The organism is Enterobacter sp. KBR-315C3_2022, from assembly GCF_041399425.1.
In the GTDB taxonomy this organism is placed as follows: Bacteria; Pseudomonadota; Gammaproteobacteria; order Enterobacterales; family Enterobacteriaceae; genus Enterobacter.
In genome coordinates this window covers 1-2,873 of the sequence record NZ_JBGKEB010000057.1, presented here as the reverse complement: position 1 = coordinate 2,873, position 2,873 = coordinate 1, and the positions used below count along the sequence as shown (strand labels likewise).

Here is a 2,873-nt window from a genome sequence, read left to right as displayed (position 1 = left end):
GATTTCGATCATCCGACAATACATCGAGCAGCAGCAAACACCAGGTTAGCCGGAAAACCGTGCCTTATATCCCCGCCCTGGAGGACGGGGTTTTACGGCGCACCTGATAAGAGGCGGGAATGTGGAGAGAACATATTAACTATGTAGATACTGAGAATACTGCATAATGCTGTTCGAATGTTGCTCCCCAAACAGCATTTACAGATTTTAAAATGAGAATAGCAGAAAAATGGAGATATAACTTTCTAATCTGATTACGAAGTTTGTCTGTGTTGTAATTCTCGAAGAATACCCTCAATTTTCTCAATGCATTCTGGTGGTAAGCGCGCCTTATCAAGGTTCAAAATAACTTTGTCACCTTTATAGATAGCCGACGCCCCTGGAACGAACTGGTGCCGGGTATTAAGTTTAACTTTTTCTCTGGATGAATCTTTCAATGTACCAGTCAAAAAGCCAATTACTTCATCCGCTTCAAAGATAACACCAGCGTCCTTCTGTTCATGAAGATGTTGAGTTTGCAGTTGAAGTAACTCTTCTTTTCCAGTGAATGCCTTGTACAAAGATTCTCCGGCCCGGGCAGAAAGTTCGCCTGGGTGGGTAAACAATGCAATAACAGATTTTGGTAATCGCGAGGTGTTTATGCAGCGCGAGATGATCTTGCGGGAAATGTTTTCTGCATCAGCAAGAGCAGAAACATTTCCGCCAAATTCATTCTCAAGTCGATATGCGTATCGTTTACCACGTTCATATGCACTGGTGGGCCGATAGTCATTACCTAATCGAGACAATGCCGACATTTGTTCATCATCAAGATCCCCGACCAGAATTCGGTAATCCGACGATGTAAGGATGGCGGCTTTGCGCCGGCGGCTGCCATCTGCAACTTCAATGATCCCAGATAAGCGACGTCCAAAGGCTGGAGTCTGTTGACCACTCAACAAAAAGGAGGGAATCAGGTCATCAAGCGCGTCTTCTGTAAGTAGTTCCTGATCGCGCTCATTACCGGACCATACTTGGGTAGCATTTTCGGCATTATCGCCTGGAATCGCCTCAAGGGTGAATTTGACCTCTCGACCACAGACCGGAAGTATAATTGAATTTCCGCGGGCCATAGCACCAACCCGGGCAATTAAAGAATCTACCATGGGTGCAGCAGGGGTCGCAGAAGTAAGCTGTACTGGTTCAGAAGGTGGATTTTTAACAACATGTTTTGGAATAACTGGTGCACGTTTCATTATCTGATCTCCCAACGAGGTTTAATCAAGCGATCAAAAATTTCATTACATACAGGCTCCCATATAGCAAGCGCATTTCTCCATGCGCCAGTAGAAGAACGTTGGTCAATGGCCTGCTCAAAAACAGTTCTCATACGAATCTGACCTTTACCAACTTCATCGGTCTCACGCACTACATTTTTAAGAACCATTCCTCCCCATGCATCTCGGATCTGCTCTTCCATCCACGGAGACTGTGAACCATTGTTATTGCTGTACTTGGTAAGCAAAATTCTGACGTCAGGCTCAAAGCCCTGCAGATCGACGTTTTTTAGAAGATCGCGCAGCATATCGAAAAATTGCAGGGCTGATGTGTAATCGAATAATTCGGCTGGCGTCGGAATGATAAGAACATCAGCAGCGCAGACTACATTAATAGTGCCTATGCCAAGGTTTGGCGCACTGTCGATAACAATAACATCATAATCATGAGCAACCGTCTCTATAGCGAGTCGGAGCATCATATGGGGTTCGGTAGGCAGTTTGCCATCATCATACCGCCCCATAAGTTCTGTTTCGATACGGTGAAGAGCAAGGCATGAAGGGATGATATCAAGTCCCGGCCAGCAGGTAGATTTTACTGCATATGACGCATCATCACGCTCACCAAGATAAAAGGGCAATAAAGTATCTTCGGCATGAATATGCAAATCCGGAACCCATCCGTGATACATGGATGCAGTACCTTGTGGGTCATTTCCTTCTACAAGAAGAACACGGAGTCCTTTCAGAGCGAGGTCCTGAGCTAAATGGACAGATACAGACGTTTTATAGACGCCACCTTTATGTGCAGCCACACCAATGACTGGGGGAACGCTTTCATCTGGTCGACGCAAGCGTGTACCAAAAACATCCCGCATATGGTTAATTTGTTCAATGGTGTAGCCGACTCTCTGTTCAACGCGTCCGCGCATTTCCATATCAGGGTGGGGAAGTCGGCCTGCTTTTTCAGCATCTCGAATCGCCTGAGATGAAACACCAATTAGATCTGCTGCTTCACCTACACGCCAGCGACGTGTAATTTTTCTTGCCTCAGGGCTATCATCATTAAACTGAGCAACTGCAATAGCTTTAGTCATTTCATGACCGGCAGCTATGCACTGATCAAGAGTATCCATCAATCCCATTGTATATTCCTTGTTCTTAACTTTGCATCATTATATTAAATCTTGTTAAAAACAGCAAAGCAACACTAAAATTGCAAACCTATACCAAAAGTGCAAAGTTAGTTAAAAAGTAAGGACTTATAAACGTAGATGGCAATCCAAATAATCCCGCATCTCATAGTTAACAGATGCTTTGTAGATCCTCGCTCGGTGTGGGCGGTGAGCAGCCACATCCTTGAGACACCATGCGCCACAATTAAAGGTATTGAAGTGATACGTGCGCTACGGAAAGATCAAGGCGCTGGCTATACCTTGGGAGAGATGCGCTAGTGTATCTGAGCTTTGAGAGATAGGACCTCAGTAATATGAAGGCTACCTCATAACTAAATTTGCAACATTACCTTATTTATAATATTAACAGATAACTTCTTTTAAATTGCAGATTGTAACTATCACTAAGATTTGTTAACATTAATATTTTAAAGGAGAATTG

Annotated in this window: 2 protein-coding genes and 1 pseudogene; 1 reads left to right on the top strand and 2 read right to left on the bottom strand. The window is 44.2% G+C overall.

All coding sequences use genetic code 11. The annotated features are described in order from the left end of the window. Positions 1-139, top strand: a pseudogene (locus AB8804_RS23190) (transposase); the annotation flags it as partial. Positions 140-254: 115 nt separating this feature from the next. On the opposite strand, the gene AB8804_RS23185 reads toward AB8804_RS23190, so the two are convergent. Together AB8804_RS23185 and sopA are read right to left on the bottom strand one after the other, a co-directional pair. Then, positions 255-1,235, bottom strand: a complete 981-nt coding sequence (locus AB8804_RS23185; RefSeq protein WP_371190291.1) for a ParB/RepB/Spo0J family plasmid partition protein — start codon at positions 1,233-1,235, stop codon at positions 255-257. Then, a complete protein-coding gene (sopA, locus tag AB8804_RS23180; RefSeq protein WP_371190290.1) occupies positions 1,235-2,401 on the bottom strand; it encodes a plasmid-partitioning protein SopA in 1,167 nt (388 codons plus the stop codon). The genes AB8804_RS23185 and sopA overlap by 1 nt, the downstream gene beginning before the upstream one ends. Positions 2,402-2,873: the final 472 nt, after the last annotated feature.

Excerpts from the sequence above, each read along its gene's own strand:
- sopA (WP_371190290.1), bottom strand. The coding sequence starts at position 2,401 with ATGGGATTGATGGATACTCTTGATCAGTGCATAGCTGCCGGTCATGAA.
- AB8804_RS23185 (WP_371190291.1), bottom strand. The coding sequence starts at position 1,235 with ATGAAACGTGCACCAGTTATTCCAAAACATGTTGTTAAAAATCCACCT.